This is a genomic window from Methylobacterium fujisawaense, from assembly GCF_039619325.1.
Classification (GTDB): Bacteria; Pseudomonadota; Alphaproteobacteria; order Rhizobiales; family Beijerinckiaceae; genus Methylobacterium; species Methylobacterium fujisawaense.
The window spans coordinates 256,672-273,696 of record NZ_CP155000.1; the positions used below are offsets into that span (position 1 = coordinate 256,672).

General features: G+C 72.0%; 15 protein-coding genes, 1 pseudogene and 2 riboswitches. Of the genes and pseudogenes, 9 read left to right on the forward strand and 7 right to left on the reverse strand.

Annotated elements, in window-relative coordinates:
* The first annotated feature begins 82 nt into the window (after positions 1-82).
* Entirely contained in the window at positions 83-1,315 is a 1,233-nt protein-coding gene (gene argE / locus ABC766_RS01335) for an acetylornithine deacetylase (protein ID WP_342145279.1), read from the forward strand.
* Between the two features lie 63 nt (positions 1,316-1,378).
* Here argE and ABC766_RS01340 read toward each other — a convergent pair whose 3' ends face one another.
* Complete coding sequence (locus ABC766_RS01340; protein ID WP_342145278.1) at positions 1,379-2,131, reverse strand: glycosyltransferase family 2 protein; 753 nt, start codon at positions 2,129-2,131, stop codon at positions 1,379-1,381.
* Between the two features lie 523 nt (positions 2,132-2,654).
* Between ABC766_RS01340 and ABC766_RS01345 the strand changes: the two genes are divergently transcribed.
* Positions 2,655-3,128, forward strand: a complete 474-nt coding sequence (locus ABC766_RS01345; protein WP_043345382.1) for a DoxX family membrane protein — start codon at positions 2,655-2,657, stop codon at positions 3,126-3,128.
* Between the two features lie 22 nt (positions 3,129-3,150).
* Here ABC766_RS01345 and ABC766_RS01350 read toward each other — a convergent pair whose 3' ends face one another.
* The 3 genes from ABC766_RS01350 to ABC766_RS01360 all read right to left on the reverse strand — a co-directional run bounded on the left by ABC766_RS01350 (position 3,151) and on the right by ABC766_RS01360 (position 4,637).
* The gene (locus ABC766_RS01350) at positions 3,151-3,756 is read right to left on the reverse strand and encodes a glutathione S-transferase (protein WP_043345385.1); all 606 of its coding nucleotides are present in this window, start codon (positions 3,754-3,756) and stop codon (positions 3,151-3,153) included.
* A gap of 96 nt (positions 3,757-3,852) precedes the next feature.
* Positions 3,853-4,110: a hypothetical protein gene (locus ABC766_RS01355; protein ID WP_043345387.1), complete on the reverse strand. Its 258-nt coding sequence runs from the start codon at positions 4,108-4,110 to the stop codon at positions 3,853-3,855.
* Between the two features lie 191 nt (positions 4,111-4,301).
* Positions 4,302-4,637, reverse strand: a complete 336-nt coding sequence (locus tag ABC766_RS01360) for a hypothetical protein (protein ID WP_043345389.1) — start codon at positions 4,635-4,637, stop codon at positions 4,302-4,304.
* Positions 4,638-4,805: 168 nt separating this feature from the next.
* Positions 4,806-4,908, forward strand: a riboswitch (glycine riboswitch).
* A gap of 3 nt (positions 4,909-4,911) precedes the next feature.
* Positions 4,912-5,020, forward strand: a riboswitch (glycine riboswitch).
* A 65-nt stretch (positions 5,021-5,085) separates the two neighbouring features.
* Here ABC766_RS01360 and ABC766_RS01365 point away from each other — a divergent pair.
* The 7 genes from ABC766_RS01365 to ABC766_RS01395 all read left to right on the forward strand — a co-directional run bounded on the left by ABC766_RS01365 (position 5,086) and on the right by ABC766_RS01395 (position 13,864).
* The gene (locus tag ABC766_RS01365) at positions 5,086-6,348 is read left to right on the forward strand and encodes a D-amino acid dehydrogenase (RefSeq protein ID WP_342145276.1); all 1,263 of its coding nucleotides are present in this window, start codon (positions 5,086-5,088) and stop codon (positions 6,346-6,348) included.
* A 171-nt stretch (positions 6,349-6,519) separates the two neighbouring features.
* The gene (locus ABC766_RS01370) at positions 6,520-7,659 is read left to right on the forward strand and encodes a threonine synthase (protein ID WP_043385943.1); all 1,140 of its coding nucleotides are present in this window, start codon (positions 6,520-6,522) and stop codon (positions 7,657-7,659) included.
* A 59-nt stretch (positions 7,660-7,718) separates the two neighbouring features.
* Complete coding sequence (locus ABC766_RS01375) at positions 7,719-8,840, forward strand: DSD1 family PLP-dependent enzyme (protein WP_043385946.1); 1,122 nt, start codon at positions 7,719-7,721, stop codon at positions 8,838-8,840.
* Between the two features lie 142 nt (positions 8,841-8,982).
* On the forward strand, positions 8,983-9,921 hold the full coding sequence (locus ABC766_RS01380) for an ornithine cyclodeaminase family protein (RefSeq protein ID WP_345820766.1): 939 nt from the start codon (positions 8,983-8,985) through the stop codon (positions 9,919-9,921).
* 47 nt (positions 9,922-9,968) lie between these two features.
* Entirely contained in the window at positions 9,969-10,757 is a 789-nt protein-coding gene (gene cobF / locus ABC766_RS01385; protein ID WP_345820767.1) for a precorrin-6A synthase (deacetylating), read from the forward strand.
* A gap of 9 nt (positions 10,758-10,766) precedes the next feature.
* Positions 10,767-12,473 (forward strand): DEAD/DEAH box helicase, encoded by a 1,707-nt coding sequence (locus ABC766_RS01390; protein ID WP_179698584.1) that lies wholly within the window; start codon positions 10,767-10,769, stop codon positions 12,471-12,473.
* Between the two features lie 941 nt (positions 12,474-13,414).
* Positions 13,415-13,864 carry a BA14K family protein gene (locus ABC766_RS01395; RefSeq protein WP_075380026.1) on the forward strand — a complete coding sequence of 150 codons (450 nt, stop codon included), beginning with the start codon at positions 13,415-13,417 and terminating at the stop codon, positions 13,862-13,864.
* Between the two features lie 69 nt (positions 13,865-13,933).
* Here ABC766_RS01395 and ABC766_RS01400 read toward each other — a convergent pair whose 3' ends face one another.
* The 3 genes and pseudogenes from ABC766_RS01400 to ABC766_RS01410 form a co-directional block, all read right to left on the reverse strand.
* Entirely contained in the window at positions 13,934-14,209 is a 276-nt protein-coding gene (locus ABC766_RS01400) for a CsbD family protein (protein WP_236961471.1), read from the reverse strand.
* Positions 14,210-14,488: 279 nt separating this feature from the next.
* On the reverse strand, positions 14,489-15,607 hold the full coding sequence (locus ABC766_RS01405) for a hypothetical protein (protein WP_083683397.1): 1,119 nt from the start codon (positions 15,605-15,607) through the stop codon (positions 14,489-14,491).
* A gap of 128 nt (positions 15,608-15,735) precedes the next feature.
* Positions 15,736-16,981, reverse strand: a pseudogene (locus ABC766_RS01410) (sensor histidine kinase).
* Between the last annotated feature and the right edge of the window lie 44 nt (positions 16,982-17,025).

Here is a 17,025-nt window from a genome sequence, read left to right on the forward strand (position 1 = left end):
GGATCCCCGAAGCGCCGAAAACCCCGTAGGAATCCGGGCGCCCCATCCGGGCCGATTCGCGCGCGGTTGCAGGACGCCATCCATGACAGAGCCCGCACAGACCGTCCCGCCGCCCTCCGGCCCGCCCGATCCGGTGGCGCTGCTCGGGACGCTCGTCGCCTTCGACACGGTGAGCGACCGCTCGAACCTGCCGCTGATCGACTGGGCCGAGGCCTATTGCCGGGGCCACGGCGCCGCGGTGGAGCGGGTGCCGGATCCGACCGGCCGGAAGGCGGCGCTGCTGGTCAGCGTCGGGCCGTTCGAGACCTGCCCCGGCTACGTGCTCTCCGGCCACAGCGACGTGGTGCCGGCCGAGGGCCAGCCCTGGTCGTCGGACCCGTTCGCCCTGCGGGAGGCGGGGGGGCGGCTCTACGGGCGCGGCACCTCCGACATGAAGGGGTTCCTCGCGGTCTGCCTCGCGCTCCTGCCCGAAATGGTCGCGGCGGATCTCGCCACCCCGATCCACCTCGCGATCTCGTACGACGAGGAGGTGGGGTGCCTCGGCGTGCGCCCGCTGATCGCCCGGATGCTCGAGCGCGTGCCGCGGCCGCTCGGCTGTTTCGTGGGCGAGCCCACCGGGATGGATGTGGTGGTCGGCCACAAGGGCAAGTCGGCCGCCCGCCTCACCTTCCGGGGCAGGGCCAGCCACTCGGCCCTGGCGCCCCAGGGTGTCAACGCGGTGGAATACGCCGCCCGCTTCATCGAGCATGTCCGCCTGTCCGCGGAGGCCATCGCCCGGGACGGGGCCCGCGACCCGCTCTACGACGTGCCCCACACCACCGGCCTGTCGAGCGTGGTCCGGGGCGGCACGGCGCTCAACATCGTGCCCGACACCTGCAGCGTCGCGTTCGAGTACCGGGCGATCGGCGCGGACGATGCCGCGGCGCTGGCGGCCGCGGCGATCGGGTACGCCACCGGGACGCTGGCGCCGCTGATGCGGGCCGGCGATCCGGCCTGCGGCGTCGATGTCGAGCCGCTGATCGATTATCCGGGCCTCGACACCGATCCGGAGGCCGAGATCGTGACCCTGGCCAAGCGCCTCGCGGGCCGCAACGGCCACGCCAAGGTTTCGTACGGCACGGAGGGTGGGCTGTTCGAGCGGCTCGGCGGCGTGCCCGCCGTGGTGATCGGACCGGGCTCCATCGCCCGGGCCCACCGGGCCGACGAGTACGTCACCCGGGACGAACTTGAGGCGTGCGCGGGCTTCGTGCGGCGGCTGATCCGCACCTGCACGACCGGCTCCGCGTCATCGTCCCGAGGGGCGCTCCCAGTCTGAACCAACATCCGCGCCGGTCGAGCGCGCTTCCGGCCCGCAGGGCGTCCGCCGTGCGGCGCGACCTCACCAGGGGATGCGGCCGAAGCGGTCGACCAGCCGCCGGTACTCGGCTTCGCTCTCGGCTCTCGACGTCCCGCCCTGGCCGACATCCGAGCTTCCGGAGCCGGGATGCACCAGGCGGCACACCAGCGGCAGGACGAAGTTGTGGCGCGCGAGGCATATGCTGGGCCCGCCGAGCTGAAGGACGTTGGCGAGCCACGGGCGGACCAGGCGCGCGTGCTGCAGCGTGATGGGCGCCGTCGCCTCGACGAGGTGGGCGCGGCGCAGGCCGGTCTCGGCGAGGCGGCCGAGCCACTCGTTGTCGTAATGCCATTTCGAGGCGGGGCTGATCGCGCCGACCTGCGCGAAGGTGGTCCGGCGCATCAGCCAGCCCGACGGCGTCGGGAAGTCGTTGATCCGGACGACCTCGCCAGCCTCGTCCGTTTCGAGCTGGGTCGAGGAGACGAAATCGAAGCGGTCCAGGGCGTGAAGCGCGACGGCGAGGTATTGCGGCAGCCAGCGATCGTCGTCCTCCAGGAAGCCGACGAGGTCCCAGCTGGCATCGACGGCCTGGATGGCCGCGTTCAAGGCGGGGATCTGCCCCTTGCGCGCGCCGCGCACGAAGGTGATCTGCGGATGCGCGGCAAGCCGCGCCGGGATCTCGGTCTCGGGGTCGGTCCCGACGAAGAAATGGATCGTCGCCGGCCTGTCGAGTTCCTGGGCGTTCGCGCTCTCCACCGCGTGTTCCAGGAAGTACTGACCGGATTTTCCAGCCATGGTCGATTGTTTCATCCGGGATGGCGTGATGATGGCAACTCTCATAATCGTTTACCCGAGATGAATGTAATATAATGGTGGGTTATGTGTCTAATCTCGAACTTAGCGCACCCAGGTGATGGCGTGCATCGAATTCGATAGGCATTGAAACAGTGAAATATTACCTGGGACAGTGTGTCAAGGATTAATGATGCGAGTTTAAGATCGACGTTTCAGTGCTTAAAAAAATTCTACAATTGAAATATCCAGAACTAAGATCGATTTTTAGTAATAGGAGCTAGCTCAATTATGATTTTAGAGAGTTATCATTCCAGATGAGGCGTCCGAGTCTGCGTTGCCGGGATGCCGCCCGTGATCGAAGACGCGCTGCGCACCGCCGGGGCCGGCCCGCACAGGGCGCTTCGGGGGCCAGGATCTGCACGCGGCCGGCGGGGCCGCGCGAAACCTTTGCGCCGCTCGCGGCTTGGATCAGCGCCTTGGATCGGCGGCCCGAACCGGGCCGGATCGGGAGACCGTTCAGCGCATGGCCAGCCTCAGCGTCGCAATCGCGTTCAGCGTCCGCCTGCTCCTCGTGCTGCTGTTCCTGCCGTTCAGCGCCCTCGACAAGATCCTGAACTTCCGGGGCGCGGTCGGGCAGGCGCGGGAGGCCGTGCACGCCACGGCGCCCGCAACGGTGCTGATCCTGATCGGGCTCGGCGTCGAGATCGGGATGTCGCTCTGCATCCTGACCGGGGTCGCCGACCGGGCCGCCGCCTTCGTGCTCGCCGGCTATTGCGGGGTGACGGCGCTGCTGTGGAAGCAGTTCTGGGTGCCGGGGGATTTCTGGGCGGGGGGCAAGGGCCGCGCGCTGTTCTGGGATTTTTTGAAGAACTTCGCCCTGGCGGGCGGCTTCCTGCTCATCACCTTCGGCACGGGCGCCGGGACGGTCCAGGACTTCCTCGCCGATCCCCTCGGCTCGACCCATCCCTACGCGATCGCGGACCGGGCCCGGCCGTAGCGGGGCCCGGCGCGGCGGGAGCTCAGCCCTTCGGCACGGTGGCCGCCATGGAGGGCCGGCGCTCGAACTGCGCGTACCAGGCCGCGACCGCCGGACGGCCCTCCCGCCACGCGAGATCGGGAAAGCGCAGGTCCAGGTAGCCGAGCCCGCAGGCCATCGCGACCGTGCCGATATCCAGTGCCGGCATCCCGCCGACCAGGCTCTCGAACCGGTCCAGCGCCGCGCGGATCTTGCCGATCTGGCCGGCCTCCCAGGCGTCCCAGCGCTGGGGCTCGGGGCGGAGCACGCGCTCGTAGCGGGCGAGCAGCGCGGCATCGAGCAGCCCGTCGGCCAGCGCCTGCCGGGTCAGCGCGTCCCAGCGGGCGGCGCCTTCGGGGAACAGGCGCGGCCCGGACGAGAGGCCGTCGAGATACTCGCAGATCACCCGGCTGTCGTAGAGGGCGGTGCCGTCCTCCAGGACCAGGGCGGGAATCTTGCCCAGCGGATTGTGGGCGGCGACCTCCGCGGAGGGCCCGGTCGGCGAGGCCCCGGCGACGGTGACGGCGATCCGGTCGATCAGTCCCGTCTCGTGGGCGAGGACCAGCACCTTGCGGGCATAGGGCGAGGCGGGGGAGTAGAGGAGCTTCATCGGACCGTCCCGGTTGGTCTTAGGCGCCGTGGTCGCGGCGCCGGGACCTTGCACCGATGCCGCGGGGAATCCAGCCCCCGGCGCCCCGCCGGAGGCTCAGACCTTCCGGGTCATCCTGGAGCCGGCATGGACCACCCGGCTCCGGCTCCGGCTCGGGCTCGGGCGTCGCGCCCGCATCCGCGAGCGCCAGACGAGGATGGCGCTCGCCACCCGATCGAGGGCGAGCATGCACAGGCTGCCGACGATGGCCAGCACGCAGGCGGCCCCGATCAGGACGCCCCAGATCCCGGGAGCCGGGATGATCATCAGGCACAGGAGGCCGAAGACGGCCGCGCCAGGAATCCATTTCGCCATCGCGCCGTCCGCCTGAACAAGAAGGGTGTCGCTCGGACGGAACCTGCGCCGAGACCCTTAAAGAGTGCTGGATCAACTGATGTTCAGGCCTGAGATTTTATCTTCAGGCTATTATAATATGTCAGTATAGGTTTATATGCGGTAAACTTGCCGTTGCGTTCGAGCGGGGATTGACCTTCCGAGGCCGGGTCCTAATCCACCAGCGACATGGTGCGCCCGGTGCTGACCAGATGGTAGAAGCGGCCGTCGAACATCTCCATCACCGCCTCGGTGGCGGCGTGCGATTCCGGGCGGATCGGAGAGGCGAGGCAGGCATCCAGCGCCGCCTGATCGGGGAAGTCCATCTCCAGGATCATGGCGATCGGCCGGGCGTCGGCGTCCTTCGAGACCACGCGCTGGATCCGCACGGCGGTGACGCCCGGGAATCGCCGCCAGAACGGCTCCAGCTCGTCCCGGACCCGGCGGAAGAATTCCTCTTCCCGGGCGTCGCGCACCCTGCCCTCGTAGATCGCGGTCCTGGTCAGCATCGGGGTGTCTCCCGGAGAATCCAGCGTCAACCGGCGGCGGCCGGGATCGCTCCGGCGGAGAGCGTGGATGGCGGTGACAACGCGCAGCGGCTGTCGGTGAAATCGGCCGCCGACGGGACGGGCGGGCTTCTCCCCTGCGGCCGATCGGCGTATCCAGGGACAGCCCATCGTGACGATGCGGGAGAGACCGGGATCTTCCCAGCAGAGGGGACCCGGCGCCGACGGAGCAACCGCCCCGGAAACTCTCAGGCACCGGAACCGTGTCGTCAGGGCGATCTGGAGAGAGGTGCAGCGGGGGAACCCGTGGGCACCCGCCGAAGGGGACGTCCGTACTTCGCCGCGCCAGGGCGGGACGGATCAAGCTCTCAGGCACCGGGACAGATGGGGCGCGCAACCGGCCGACCGCTTGAGGCGGCCTCCACGCGTCCACGTCCCGGAGTCCAAGCCCATGACCCACATCGCCGTGATCGGCGCCGGCATCACCGGCGTGACGACCGCCTATGCGCTCGCCCAGCGCGGCTACCGCGTCACCGTCCTCGACCGGCAGCGCTACGCCGCCATGGAGACCTCCTTCGCCAATGGCGGCCAGCTCTCGGCCTGCAACGCCGAGGTCTGGAACAAGCTCTCCACGGTGATGCAGGGCCTGCGCTGGATGATGCGCCGGGACGCGCCGCTGCTGATGAATCCCAAGCCTTCCTGGCACAAGCTGTCCTGGATGGCCGCGTTCGTCCGCGAGATCGCCCATTACCGCGAGAACACCGTGGAGACCGTGCGGCTGGCCCTGAAGGCCCGGGAGGCGCTGTTCGCCATGGCCGAGGCCGAGGGGATCGACTTCGACCTGAAGACCCGCGGCATCCTGCATTTCTACCGGGACCGAGCGAGCTTCGAGAAGGCGACCGGGGTCAACGCCCTGCTGCGGGAGGGCGGCCTCGAGCGCTACGCCGTGACTCCGGAGGAGATCCGGGCGATCGAGCCTACGCTGGCCGGGACCTATCACGGGGGCTTCTTCACGCCCTCCGACGCCACCGGCGACATCCACAAATTCACCCGGGGGCTCGCCTCCGCCTGCGCCCGCAGGGGCGTCCGCTTCGTCCAGGACGCCAGCGTCGAGACGATCGCGCCGGGGGAGGGGGGCTATGACATCGGCTGGCGCGCTGCGGGCCATCCTCCCGGGGACACGCAGGTCCTGCAGGCCGACGCGGTGGTGATCTGTGCGGGCTGCGCCAGCCGGCACTTCGCCGCGATGCTCGGCGACCGGGTCAACGTCTACCCGGTGAAGGGCTACTCGATCACCGTGAACCTGCTGACTCCGGAGGCCCAGAAGGCGGCCCCCGAGGTGAGCATCCTCGACGAGGCGGCCAAGATCGTGACGAGCCGGCTCGGCGACGAGCGCCTGCGGGTCGCCGGCACCGCCGAGTTCAACGGCTTCAACCGCGACATCCGCCACGACCGGATCCAGCCGCTGGTCGACTGGACCCGCGAGCAGTTCCCGCTGGTCGACACCGACCGGGTGGTGGCCTGGAGCGGCCTGCGCCCGATGCTGCCGAACATGCTGCCCAAGGTCGGTCGCGGCCGCCGGCCCGGGGTCTTCTACAACACCGGCCACGGCCATCTCGGCTGGACCCTCTCGGGGGCCACCGCCGAGATCGTCGCCGGGGCGATCGCCGCCGAGCACGCCCCGGAGCGGACGATCCTGCCGCTCGCGGCCTGAGAGGCCCGGGTTTCCAAAGGGCTTGAAGCCCTTTGGCGGGTTGTCGGGGCGGAGCCCTGACGAGGCGGGCCCCGCCCGCCTCGGCCCGGCGTCGTCTCCGCGAGAAGGGAGGCGCGCCGACCAAGATTATTTTGTATTATCTTCCCGAACCGCCCCGGAAACCGAGCCGCGATGCCTCCATCTGCCGCCTATCTCGACCCCGCCACCGGCGCGACCTACCCGATCGAGACGCCCCGCTGGCGCTCGGAGACGGGCGGTCCGCTGATGATCACGGACCTGCCGGGGATCGGACGCGGGGAGATCGACACGGCCAAGCGCTCCCTCTGGCGCTACGCCGCCGCCCTGCCGGTGGCGGTCTCCGACCCGGTCTCCCTCGGGGAGGGCTGCACCCCGCTGGTGCACCGACCCTGGCGGGGCGGCCACGCCCATTTCAAGCTCGAATGGTTCGCGCCCTCGGGCAGCTTCAAGGACCGGGGCGCGTCCGTGATGCTGTCGATCCTGCGCCAGCAGGGGATCGACGCGGTGCTGGAGGATTCCTCCGGCAACGGCGGCGCCGCGGTGGCGACCTACGCGGCCGCCGCCGGGATGCGGGCCAAGATCCTGGTCCCGGCCTCGACCTCGCCGGCCAAGACCGTGCAGATGCGCGCCGCCGGCGCCGCGGTCGAGCTGGTGCCCGGCACCCGCCAGGACACCGCCGACGCCGCCGTGCGGCAGGCGGAGGAGATCTTCTACGCCAGCCACAACTGGCAGGCCCATTTCCTCCAGGGCACCAAGACGCTGGCCTACGAGCTGTGGGAGGATCTGGGCTTCTCCGCGCCCGACGCCGTCATCATCCCCTGCGGCGCGGGCAGCAACATCCTCGGCTGCGACATCGGCTTCTCGGAGCTGCTGCGCCGGGGGGAGATCGCCCGCCTGCCGCGGCTCTACGCGGTCCAGCCGGCCCATTGCGCGCCGCTCCATGCCGGGTTCGCGGCGGGCGCCGACGATTTCGTGCCGGTGACCCCGCGCCCGACGCTGGCCGAGGGCGCCTCGATCGCCCAGCCGGTGCGCGGCCGCGAGGTCTTGGCGGCGCTCCGCCGGTCCGGCGGCGGCACCGTGGCGGTCTCCGAGGCGGCCATCGAGGCGGCCCTGATGGAGCTCGCCCGCACCGGCCTCTACGTCGAGCCGACCTGCGCCATGGCGGCGGCGGCGCTCTCCGACCTCACCGCAAGCGGCGCGATCCGGCCCGGGGAGACCACCGTGGTGGTGCTCACCGGCACCGGCATCAAGGCGACGCCGCGCATCGCCGAGCTTCTGGGCCTCGCCCCGTGACCCAGGCCCGCTGACCAAGACATCCCGACCAAGACACCCCGATCCGGAGGAGACGGACCATGCGCAACAACATTCCCGCCTGCGTCGGCATGCCGGTCGAGGAGATCGACACCCCCTGCCTGATGGTCGATCTCGACGCCTTCGAGCGCAACGTCGACACGCTCGGCCGCTTCATGAAGGAGCACGGCCTGCGCCACCGGGCCCACGCCAAGACGCACAAATCCTCCGACATCGCGACTGTGCAGATCGAGCGGGGCGGGGCCTGCGGCGTCTGCTGCCAGAAGGTCAGCGAGGCCGAGGCCCTGGTGAGCGCCGGCATCCGCGACGTGCTGGTCTCCAACCAGGTGGTGGCGCCGAAGAAGATCGAGCGCTTGGCGGCGCTCGCCAAACGGGCGCGGGTGCTGGTCTGCGTCGACGACCTCGGCAATGTCGACGACCTCTCGGCGGCGTCCGTCCAGTATGGCGTCACCCTCGAATGCCTCGTGGAGATCGATGTCGGCGCCGGCCGCTGCGGCGTCGCCCCGGGCGAGCCCGCCTTGGTGATCGCCAGGGCGATCGCGAAGGCGCCGGGCCTGCGCTTCGCGGGTCTGCAGGCCTATCAGGGCAAGGCGCAGCACGTGCGCGACTACGGCGAGCGCAAGGCCCTGATCCAGACGGCGATCGACGAGACCAGGCGCACCGTCGACCTGCTGAAGGCCGAGGGGCTCGCCTGCGATATCGTCGCGGGGGCCGGCACCGGCAGCTTCGCCCTGGAGGGCGGCAGCGGCGTCTACAACGAGCTGCAATGCGGCTCCTATGTCTTCATGGACGCGGACTACCAGCGGGTGAAGGACGCGGACGGCCGGCCGATCGCGGAATTCGAGAACAGCCTGTTCATCGTCACGGCGATCATGAGCAAGGCGAAGGCGGATGTCGCCATCTGCGATGCCGGCCTGAAGGCGCAGAGCATCGACAGCGGCCTGCCGGTGGTGTTCGGCCGCGACGACGTGGCGTACATCAAGTGCTCGGACGAGCACGGGGTGATCAGCGATCCCGGCAACGTGCTCAAGCTCAACGAGCGCCTGAAGCTGATCCCCGGCCATTGCGACCCGACGGTCAACGTCTACGACTGGTACGTGGGCGTGCGGAACGGCCGGGTCGAGGCCGTCTGGCCGGTCACCGCCCGCGGCATGACCCTGTAGGGGATTCCGAAGGGCTGAAGCCCTTCGGCGGGGTGTCGGGGCGGCGCCCCGACGCTCGGGCGTCCCCGACCGCAGGGCGCCGCCCTGCACCCGCGAAAGGGCACGCCCTTTTGAAACCCGGACTCTGGAGGTATTCGAATCCATGCGCTTCATCTCGGAAGAGGACTCCGCGGCCCTGGTCGACCACGCCATGGCGTTCGAGGCGGCCCGGGAGGCGCTGATCGCCGCGGTCGCCCCGGGCACCACCCTGTTCCCGGCGGTGCTCGGGCACGGCTCGGAGCCGACCAACCGGTTCTCGATCAAGTCGGGCTCTACGGCCGACTATGCCGGCCTGAAGGTCGGCTCGTTCTGGCCGGGCAATCCGGACCGGGGCCTGCCGCGGCACAATTCGGTGATTCTTCTGTTCGACCAGGATGTCGGCCGGGTCGACACGGTGATCGAGGCGGGCCGCGTCAATGCCTACCGGACCGCCGCCGCCGATGCGGTGGCGGCCAGCGTCCTCGCCCGTCCGGATTCGGCGGTGCTCGCCGTTTTCGGGGCGGGGAACCAGGCGGAGTTCGAGTGCGCGGCGCTCGCCCGGATCCTGCCGATCCGGACGGTGCTGGTGGTCGCCCGGGACGCCGCCAAGGTCGCGGGCTTCGCCGAGCGTCTGGCGGGGCAGGGGGCCTCGGGGATCGCCGTGCGGGCGGCCGCGCCCCGGGAGGCCTGCGCGGCCGCCGACGTGATCGTCACGGCGACGCCGGCCCGCGCGCCGCTGTTGGAGGCCGACTGGGTCCGCCCCGGCACGCATGTCGCCGCCATGGGGGCGGACGCGAAGGGCAAGCAGGAACTGCCCCCGGCCCTGCTGGAGCGGGCGCAGCTGTTCTGCGACCTGCCGGAGCAGTCGCGCACCATCGGGGAATTCCAGCACGCCTCCGCGGGGGCTTCCGCCGGCCTGCGGGCCCTCGGCGACGTGCTCCGGACCGGGGAGGGGGGCCGGACCGATCCGGAGGCGATCACCGTGTTCGACTCCTCCGGCATCGCCCTGCAGGACCTGACCATCGCCCGGGCGATCCTCGCCAAAGCCGACGCGCGCTTGTAGGGGAGGCCGGCGCCGGCCCTCCCCCGCCCCGGCGGAGGACGGACGGCATGCAGGACAGGCAGATCCGGGTCATCGGCATCGGCACGGGCGACCCCGAGCACCTGACCCTCCAGGCGGTGCGGGCGCTTGCCGACGTCGACGCGGTGTTCGTCCTCGACAAGCGCGCCGAGACCGCCGACCTCGTCGAGATCCGCCGCCGGATCTGCGCGGCCCATATCGCCAAGCCCCATCGGGTCGTCACCGTGGAGGACCCGCCCCGGGAGCGCCGCCCGGCCGATTACGGCGGCACCGTCGCGGCCTGGCACGCGGCCCGGGCCGAGCGCTTGGAGGCGGCCTTCGCCGCGCATCTCCGGCCGGGGGAGGTGGGGGCGATCCTGGCCTGGGGGGACCCGGCCCTCTACGACAGCGTGCTCCGCATCCTCGACCGCATCGCCGACCGCGGGCGCGTCGCCGTCACCCGGACGGTGATCCCCGGCCTGACGAGCGTGCAGGTGCTCGCCGCCCGTCACGGCGTGCCGCTGAACGGCATCGGCGGGTCGGTGCTGATCACCACGGGCCGCCGCCTCGCGGCGGGCTGGCCGGCGGACGCCGAGAGCGTCGTGGTGATGCTCGACGGCGACCCGGCCTTCGGCCATCTCGACCCGGACCTGACGATCTACTGGGGCGCCTATCTCGGCGGCCCGGACGAGATCCTGCTCTCCGGCCGGCTGGGCGATACGGGCGACGCGATCCGCCGGGTCCGAACCGAGGCCCGGGACCGCCACGGCTGGATCATGGACATCTACCTGCTGCGCCGTGACCGCGCCGCCACGGACAGGACCGGCAAACCCGCTTAGACCGCCGCCATGCTGCGCCTGCGGGACTATCAGCGCGCCAGCCTCGACGCGCTCTCGGCCGCCTGGGCGCGGGGAGGGGCGGACGACGCGGCGCCCGGCCACCTGATCGTGCTGCCCACCGGGGCCGGCAAGGCGCTGGTCATCGCGGCCCTCGCCCGGGAGACCCTGGAGCAAGACCCCCTCGCCCGGGTGGCGATCGTCACCCACAGCCGCGAACTCGTCGCCCAGAATTTCTCGGAACTGAGCCGCGCCTGGCCGGAGGCGCCGGCCGGGATCTTCTCCGCCGGGCTCGGGCGGCGGGAGGCCGACGCGCAGGTGCTGGTCTGCGGCATCCAGTCGGTGGCCGACCGGCTCGACGCGGTGGGGCCCCGCGACCTCGTGATCGTCGACGAGGCCCACCTGATCCCCCGCGCCGCCGACACCCGCTACGGCCGGTTCCTGGCGGGCCTGCGGGCGATGACCCCCGGGCTGCGGGTGGCGGGCTTCACCGCGACCCCCTACCGGCTCGATTCGGGCCGCCTCGACGCGGGCGAGCACCGGCTGTTCTCCGGCATCGCCTACGAGGCCGACACGTTCACGCTGATCCGGCGCGGCTTCCTGGCGCCCCTCGTCTCCAAGGCGACGCTGACCCAGCTCGACGTCTCCGGCGTCGGCCGGCGGGGAGGCGACTACATCCCGGGCGAGCTGGAGGCGGCGGTCAACCGCGACTGGATCACCCGCGCGGCGGTCGCCGAACTCGCGGAATACGGAGGTTCCCGCCGGGCCTGGCTCGCCTTCTGCGCCGGCCTCGCCCATGCGGACGCCGTCCGCGACGCCGTACGGGCGGAAGGGTATGCCTGCGAGAGCGTCTCGGGCGAGACCCCGCGCCGGGAGCGCGACCGGATCGTGGCGGCGTTCCGGGCCGGACAGATCCGCTGCCTGACCTCGGTGGGCGTGCTCGGCACCGGCTTCAACGTCCCCGAGGTCGATCTGGTGGCGCTGCTGCGCCCGACCCGCAGCACCGGGCTCTACGTGCAGCAGGTCGGCCGGGCGCTGCGCTGCGCCCCCGGCAAGGCCGACGCGCTGATCCTCGATTATGCCGGGCTGGTGCGGATGCACGGTCCCGTGGACGCCGTGACGGTCCGGAGCGCCACCCAGGGCCTGAGCGGGGCAGGGGCCCCGCGCGCCAAGCCCTGCCCCGGCTGCGGCGCCCTGATCGCGCTGAACGCCTCCACCTGCGAGGCCTGCTGGACCGAGCCGGAGGCGGACGCGGACGCCGAGGCCCCGCACGAGGCCGCGGCCGATGACGAGCTGGCGATCCTCTCGGCGGATCCCGGATTGCCGGATCCCGAACCGGCCGGCCCTGCCCCCGCGCCGGAGACCGGCGGGTCCGGGGCCGCCTGGCATCCGGTCACGACCCTGAACCTGGAAGCCGCGCCGGACGGACTCGACCTCGTGCTCGGCTGGCGGGACGGCGCCGCCGAGGCCGGCTGGCGCGTGCGCCTGCGGCCGGAGCGCAGCGGCTACGAGCGGGAGAAGGCGGTGTCCTGGTGGCGGGGTCTCGGCGGCGGGCGCGACGCGCCGATGACCGCCGCGGGCTTCCTGGAGGGCGCCGGGAGCCTGGCGCGGCCGGCCGCCGTCCGTGTCCGACCGGGCCGCGTATCGGAGCAGATCGAGTGTCGCACCCGCGAAGGCCGGATCCTGGGCGAGCGCCGGACGCCCGGTCCCGCCGGCTGACGCCGTCTCCGGATGATCGCTTCGCCGCCATCGGCCCTCGGACGGCCCCGACGGGTTCGGAGGCCGTCCGAGGGCCGGGACCGGGGAGGGCGCTCGAACGGCCCTCGCCCGGCGCGCCGTCCCGGCACCGGTCCCGGTCGCGCCGCCGGCCACAGAGCCGGCCAGGATCCCGGTTACGAACCGGTCCGCTCGACACGCCGAACCTGAGCGCCAAACCGGGTCGGAAGCCGAGCCAAGCCCCCTCGCCCGAGCGAGGATGACGCTTATGTTCCATAATATATCTTATGCGAACTCTGGATATCACCAGAGCGAGGGCCGGTCTCAGGCGGGCCGTGGAACAAAAAGCGGAATTTTGCGGAACATTTGAGCAACGGTGCCCGCGGCGGGTGCCGGTTCCGGCCACCGTCCGCGCACCGGCCCCTGCGTTCCGTGCGTCTGCCGACCGCCCTGACGCCTGACCGGTCCGACTTCAGAGCCGCACCGAGGCCGCGCACCGGCCAGCGGGACGGGCCGGGCGATCACCCGGGGAGGGCTGTTCGGGCCCCCTCCCCGCGGCACGATTGTCCGCCGCATCGCCGCGGGCGCCCGCGGTGCCGTGCGGTGCCCTGCGGTGCCATGCCGTCGACGGGATCGCCCGAGGTGCGCTGGTCCAAGCAGCCCGATACCGGCTCCTGTATTCGCGCCCCCGGGCGATGGTCAGCTGCGCCGTACCGAAAGACGAGGCTGATGCGGATCCCCGCACCGAACGCCAACGGCAGCGATGAGGGAGGCCCGACGCCGCGCCCGCGTCGCTCTTGTTCGTATCGAATTGTTTCAGGCCCGTCCGGTGCGACAAAAATGATCTTTCTCACGACTGGAACGGTCCTGCGGATCCATTGTTACTGGGCTTCGTGAATGCCTGATGCGGGCATTTCCACCCCTCTGGAGAATGGAGAGAACCGATGAGGATCGTGACCGGCGTCGCCACCCTGGCCGTGCTGGCGGGTCTCGCTGCCCCCGTTCAGGCCGCATCCGGACAGGCGGTTGAGGCCCTCCGGGCCGGCGCCCTTCCCACCGCGTACGCTCAGTTCCGTGGCGGCTGGCACCATGCCGGTTGGGGAGGCTGGCACCGCGGCGGGTACGGCCGCTGGGGCTACGGCGACCGCCGCGGTCCCGGCGTGGGGGCCGCCGTGGGGGCCGGCCTGCTCGGCTTCACCGCCGGCGCGGTGATCGGCTCGGCGGCGGCCAACGCCGCGGCGCGGCCCGTGGCCGTCTACGGGGCGCCCGCACCCGTCTACGCCGCCCCGGTCGTCGTGCGCGGCTCGGCGTCCTGCGCCGCCCGCTACGCCTCCTACGACCCGGCCTCCGGGACCTACCTGGGCTATGACGGCCTGCGCCATCCCTGCCCGTAGGCTCCTCCCGCTTCTGCCCCGACGGGAGCGGGCCCCGGCCGCCCGGCGCGGCCGGGGCCCGCCGCATCCCTATTGGTCGAGGGCGTTCTCGCGGACGTCCTTGGCCCTGCCCCGCCCCTGCTCGGCCTGTCCACGGAGCTTCTGCGCACGGCCCTCCGCCTTGAGGGCCTCGTCCTCCGTCAGGTTGCCGACCCCGCGCTTCGCGCTTCCGATCGCCTCGTTGGTCAGGCCCTTGAGCCGATCGACCGCACCCGCCGTGGTCGGGGTGTCGTCGGCGCAGGCCGGGCCGGCGAGGGCGAGGGCGAGGACGCTGCCGCCCAGGGTCATCATCGATCTGCTGCGCATCCGGAATCTCCCGTTCTGTGCGAGGGGGCGCGGTTTACGGGCGGGGCGCGCCAGTGCAATGGTGCAGCCGTATCGGATCGGCCGGAATCGAACCGGTATCCCGGGACCGGCTCCCTGCGCGGGCGGCCCGATCGTCTCCGATCCCCGCCCGCATCCAGGGCTCGGCCTCCGCCCCGGCGGCCACGCGCATCGGGCCGGAGGCGGGACCGACGACGCCACCTCGGCACCCTCCTCCGCGCTCTGGGAAGCGAAAGCTGAGCCCGGGGGGGGGCCGGCGGTCTATCGGAACCGCGGCCGCAGCCGTCCGAGGAGATCCTGGCCCGGGAACCGGAACGGCGGCATCCGCAGGTCCGGCGCGGGCTCATCCCCGGGGATCGGTCCCTCGGCGAAGCGCGCGCCGGCGGACCAGAATCCGTCCCGCCACGTGCCGATCATCCCGAGCCCGACGGGCTCCCGCGTCGCGTCGGGCCGCAGCCGACCCGCGGCCCAGACGCGCTGCCAGCACCGCCGCCGCGACAGGTCGGCGTCGCGCCAGCCCAGCCGCGCATAGCCGGCCGCCGCGAAGATGCGGTCCCCGGCAAACTCCTCCGGAATCCACACCCAGCTCGAGAACACGTGGACCGCATCGGCGCGAAAGCCGGCGGGATCCACCGCCCGGGTGTAGGCGCTGAGCGCCCTCGCCCGGTGCCGGCCGACATGCCGGCGCAGGCGGCCCGGCAGCGGCAGCGCCTCCGGGAAGGCGGCGGCGTCGAGGCGGCTCGGCGCCGCGCCGCGCTCCAGCGCGTAGGTGCTGTCCACGAGGTGCATCCAGGGTTCGAGGTCGACCTCCCAGGCCTGCTCCGCCGGCGCGAAGCGGCGGACCCGTCCCGCGATCAGGCGGTCGGCGACGCGCCGGGCCGGCTCGGGAGCCCAGTCCGGCCCGGCCTCGGTCACGCGCAGCAGCGTCGAGGGCCCATGCGCCCAGACCGCCTCGGCCAAGCGGGCGAAGTCGGCCTCGGGCTCGTCGCGGCCGACCTTGCGCACCAGGATCTTCGAGCCGTCGGCGAGGTCGTCCAGCATCTTGCGCTTGAGATGGGCCAGCCGGCCGTATTCCCGCTCCAGCAGCACCTCCGGCGCGATCGAGCCGGCCGGATGTCCGGTATTCGCCCAGATGTTGTAGGCTAGGCTGTGACAATAGTAGGTGCCGCCCGCGCTCACGGAGAGCCGCAGGTCGCCCGGCACGCCGAAATCCGCGAAGCCGCAGCGCAGGCCGCGGATCAGGTCCGCCATCGGCGTGTAGGAGAAGCGCAGCAGGCCGGAGGGCTCGACCCCCCCGTAGCGCTGCACGAAGCCGAACTCGCAATTGTCCCCGAGGCTCCGAAAGGCGTGGAGCCGTTCGGCGAGGGGCGCCCCCGTCATCCTGATCCCGGTCACTGCATCCGCTCTGTCTCGCGCTCAATCTCGCGCTCTGTCTCGCCGAGCCCGTCGCCCCCGGTCGCGACGGGGCAGGGCCCTTCTCCCGTCCCCGCCCCGGCCGGGCGCCGCGCTCAGCCGTCCAGCGGCACCTCCAGGCGGAAGCAGGCGCCCTTCCCCCGGGCCGGGATCGTCAGGCTGCCGCCGAGCTGGCGCGTGAGGCTGCCGACCACCCGCATGCCGAGGCTCTTCGAGTTGCGTCCGATCTCGAATTCCGCCGGCAGCCCGATCCCGTCATCGGCGACCCTCGACCACGAGGCTCCCGGGCTGGCGCTCGGCGCGGACCCGGATCTCGCCGCCTCCCGGGTGCGTCTCGGGCGGATAGGCGTATTTGAGCGCGTTGGTGACGAGTTCGTTGACCAAGAGGCCGATGGGAATCGCCCGGTCGGCCGAGATCCGCTGCGGGCAGGCCGTGCAGGCGAGCCGCTGGCCCGGCACGCCGCTGGCGAGGTTGGCCACCAGCTTCTCCAGGAAGGGCGCGAGGTCGAGTTCGCCCGGGACCCCCTCCCCTTCGCCCGCCGCCTTGTCGCCGTCCTTGTCACCTTGCCGCCAGAGCTGGTCGTGGACGCTCGCGATCGCCTCGACGCGGCTGCGCGCATCCGCGAGGGCCATCTGCACGGCCGGGTCTTCGGCGGCCCGGGCCTGGAGGGCGAGCAGGCTCGCCACGATGGCGAGGCTGTTCTTGACCCGGTGGCTCATCTCGCGGGCGAGCAGGTCCTGCCGGGCGAGGGCGGCCCGCAGCAGGCTCTCGGTGCGCTGGCGCTCGATGGCGCCGCCGAGCAGGTTGGCGAAGCCCTGCATGAAGGCGATGTCGGCCTCCTCGAACATGCCCTCGCGGGTGTCGTCCACCTCCAGCACCCCGAAGGCGCCGTCCCGGTTCTCGATCAGCACGTTGATCGCCCGGCGGATGCCGTGATCGGCCATGAGCTGCGGCGTCCGGAACCGGGTCTCGTCGGCGAGGTGGTTCGAGATCACCGGTCGCCCGGTCTTGAGGGCGAAGCCCGCCGGGGAGGCGAGGTCCGCCCCGATCCGGGCCTGCCCGATCACGTCGGGCCCCCAGCCGACACCGGCCCGGACCAGCAGGGTGTCGGCGCCGCGCTGGTACTCCAGGGCCTTGCAGAACTCGGCGCCCATGCCCTGCGCGCACAGCTCCGCGGCCCGCTGCAGCAGGTGGTCGACATCGGTGCCGCGCAAAGCCTCGACGCCGAACTCGGACAGGATCGCCTGCTGGCGCAGGCGATAGTCGAGATCGGGGGGCGCGGGGGGGCGGGCCGCCTCGGGGCTGGGTTCCACTTCGGTCTGGTCGGTATGCGCTGTCATGGGAGCTGTGAGACTAGCAGGAAGGCGGGCCCGGCGCGAAGCGT

What these genes read in the sequence shown, in the direction of transcription:
- argE (WP_342145279.1), top strand. Translation starts at nt 83, where the DNA reads ATGACAGAGCCCGCACAGACCGTCCCGCCGCCCTCCGGCCCGCCCGAT.
- ABC766_RS01340 (WP_342145278.1), bottom strand. Translation starts at nt 2,131, where the DNA reads ATGGCTGGAAAATCCGGTCAGTACTTCCTGGAACACGCGGTGGAGAGC.
- ABC766_RS01345 (WP_043345382.1), top strand. Translation starts at nt 2,655, where the DNA reads ATGGCCAGCCTCAGCGTCGCAATCGCGTTCAGCGTCCGCCTGCTCCTC.
- ABC766_RS01350 (WP_043345385.1), bottom strand. Translation starts at nt 3,756, where the DNA reads ATGAAGCTCCTCTACTCCCCCGCCTCGCCCTATGCCCGCAAGGTGCTG.
- ABC766_RS01355 (WP_043345387.1), bottom strand. Translation starts at nt 4,110, where the DNA reads ATGGCGAAATGGATTCCTGGCGCGGCCGTCTTCGGCCTCCTGTGCCTG.
- ABC766_RS01360 (WP_043345389.1), bottom strand. Translation starts at nt 4,637, where the DNA reads ATGCTGACCAGGACCGCGATCTACGAGGGCAGGGTGCGCGACGCCCGG.
- ABC766_RS01365 (WP_342145276.1), top strand. Translation starts at nt 5,086, where the DNA reads ATGACCCACATCGCCGTGATCGGCGCCGGCATCACCGGCGTGACGACC.
- ABC766_RS01370 (WP_043385943.1), top strand. Translation starts at nt 6,520, where the DNA reads ATGCCTCCATCTGCCGCCTATCTCGACCCCGCCACCGGCGCGACCTAC.
- ABC766_RS01375 (WP_043385946.1), top strand. Translation starts at nt 7,719, where the DNA reads ATGCGCAACAACATTCCCGCCTGCGTCGGCATGCCGGTCGAGGAGATC.
- ABC766_RS01380 (WP_345820766.1), top strand. Translation starts at nt 8,983, where the DNA reads ATGCGCTTCATCTCGGAAGAGGACTCCGCGGCCCTGGTCGACCACGCC.
- cobF (WP_345820767.1), top strand. Translation starts at nt 9,969, where the DNA reads ATGCAGGACAGGCAGATCCGGGTCATCGGCATCGGCACGGGCGACCCC.
- ABC766_RS01390 (WP_179698584.1), top strand. Translation starts at nt 10,767, where the DNA reads ATGCTGCGCCTGCGGGACTATCAGCGCGCCAGCCTCGACGCGCTCTCG.
- ABC766_RS01395 (WP_075380026.1), top strand. Translation starts at nt 13,415, where the DNA reads ATGAGGATCGTGACCGGCGTCGCCACCCTGGCCGTGCTGGCGGGTCTC.
- ABC766_RS01400 (WP_236961471.1), bottom strand. Translation starts at nt 14,209, where the DNA reads ATGCGCAGCAGATCGATGATGACCCTGGGCGGCAGCGTCCTCGCCCTC.
- ABC766_RS01405 (WP_083683397.1), bottom strand. Translation starts at nt 15,607, where the DNA reads ATGACGGGGGCGCCCCTCGCCGAACGGCTCCACGCCTTTCGGAGCCTC.